Annotated in this window: 1 protein-coding gene; it reads right to left on the bottom strand. The window is 71.5% G+C overall.

Annotated elements, in window-relative coordinates; all coding sequences use genetic code 11:
- Positions 1-22: 22 nt before the first annotated feature.
- A complete protein-coding gene (locus VGR37_02815; protein ID HEV2146324.1) occupies positions 23-1,957 on the bottom strand; it encodes a pyridoxal-dependent decarboxylase in 1,935 nt (644 codons plus the stop codon).
- Positions 1,958-2,129: the final 172 nt, after the last annotated feature.

Here is a 2,129-nt window from a genome sequence, read left to right as displayed (position 1 = left end):
GCCCCCCCCCCCCCCGCCCCGCTCACCCCTCCATCTGCTCCCGCAGCGTCCTGCGCAGCGCCTCCGCGAACCCCCCGATGAAGTCCACCTTCCCCCGCCGCGAGGCGAGGAAGGGATCCATCACCGTGCAGCGGATCACGCTCACCCCGCCCGCCTCCAGGTAGTCCTCGTAGCCGAAGCCCAGCGCCTGGGCCACCGGCTCGGCGGCGCGCCCGTACTCCGCCGCGCGCAGCACCGTCTTGGTGACGAAGTAGTCCAGCGCCCGGGCCGGGTGCTCCTCCGACACGCTCATGGCGCGGTAGATCCGGTCCGCGAAGGCGTTGCTGGCCTCCAGCGTCTCCAGCGACGGGTGCCCCACGGCGAAGCAGACGATGTTGATGTCCGGCGTGGGGAGGAGCACCAGCCGGAAGGGGGCCCAGTCGCCCATGGCGAGCCGGCGGTGCAGCATCAGCGCGCCCCGCGCCGTCTCCCCCACCAGCCGCCCGTACCCCCGCGCGTCCAGCGGGAGCACCTTGTGCGACATCCACACCCCCGCCGCCGCGGCCCCCGGCTTGGAGCCCTCGAAGATGAAGCGGCCGATGTACCCCCATTCCGACGCGCCGCGGTGGAAGAGGTAGGGCGCCTCCACCGCGACCAGGTCGCGGACCCGCCGGTCGCGGAAGGAGACCGCCCCCGCCGGGTAGGGGATGAACCCCAGCTTGTGCGGGTCGATGGTGACCGAGTCGGTGCGCTCCAGCGCCACCAGCGCGCGGTACACCCCCTCCTCGGGCCACGCCTCCGGGGCGTAGTCCGCGAGCGTCTCCTCGTACGAGCGCCGCTCGCCGCCCTCGCGCCGGGTGATGGTGGCGGCGTACCCTCCCCACGCCGCGTCCGCATGGAGGTAGAAGCCCACGCCCAGCTCGCGGGCGGCCCGGTCCCGCGCGTCGGCGATCAGGTCCAGGCGGTCCACCGCGCTCTCCTCCGTGGTGCCGATCACGGACACGGCCGCGATGATGGGGGTCCGCCGCTCCGCCATGAGGCGCACCTTCTCCTCGAACGCCTCCGGGTCCATGCGGAAGCGGCGGTCCACCGGGACGTGCACCAGCTGCGCCGCGCCGATCCCCAGCGCGCGGCAGATCTTCTCCCACGAATAGTGGGCCGTGGAGGGGACCAGCACCACGCCCGAGGGGAAGGCATCGCCGAACCGGGACCGGAGCCGCGCGCCGAACTCCTGGTAGCCAAGCGCCGCGAGCGAGTGCCGGCGCATCACCTCCAATGCCTGCCAGGCGTCTCCCGCCGACCCCTGCAGCGCCACCGCTGCGTCCAGCGCCGCGTCGGGCGCCAGGTTGAGGAGCTGCCAGAGGTCCAGTTCCAGCAGGTTGGCGGAGCCGCCGCCGGGGAGGCGCACCGGGATGTCGGCGGCGCCCATCTCCTCCGCCGCCCAGCGCGCCTCCACCGGGAGGTACTTCACGTTGCGCGCGACCCAGAGCGCCTCGAAGTTGGCCACCGTCCCGCCGGAGGTGAGGTGTCCCCACTGCCGGTCCGGATCGTACCCGATCATCCGCGCGAGCTGGTCCGCCACCTCCAGCTCCATCCGCGTGGTCACCGGCGAGGCTTCCGCCGCGACGTTGTTCGGGTTGTAGAGCATGGTGGCGAAGTACCCGATCAGGCTCGCCATGGTGAGATCGGACGACATGTGCCCGATGTAGCGCGGGCTGAAGAACGGTACCCCCGCCTTCAGCTCCCCCAGGAGCCCCATCAGCTCCTGCGACAGCGTGGAGATGGAGTGCTCGTACGAGGGGAGGCGCTTCTCCGTCTCCTGCAGGATGAAGCCGTCCTCCGGGTGGAAGTTCCGCCGCCAGAAGACGTGGTCCCGGAACGCCTCCAGCAGGAGCCGCTCGAAGGTCTCCGCGTTTTCCCCCTTGGGGCCCAGGAAGATGGAGCCCAGGTCCAGCGCGCCGTTCTGTGTATCGGTCATTTCGTCCGTTCGATTGTGTGCCCTTGCGCCTGCGTGTTGCGGTCGGGGGCGGGGGTGATCTCCGGAAAAGCCAAACTCGCTACGCTCGGACACAAGGCTTTTTCCTCCGACCACCCCCACCCCCTCGCTGCGACCCTCTTCGCGACGGTGCCGAACTGCAGCCGCCGTGCTC

Source organism: Longimicrobiaceae bacterium (genome assembly GCA_035936415.1).
In the GTDB taxonomy this organism is placed as follows: Bacteria; Gemmatimonadota; Gemmatimonadetes; order Longimicrobiales; family Longimicrobiaceae; genus JAFAYN01.
This window is presented reverse-complemented; position numbering and strand designations above follow the sequence as displayed.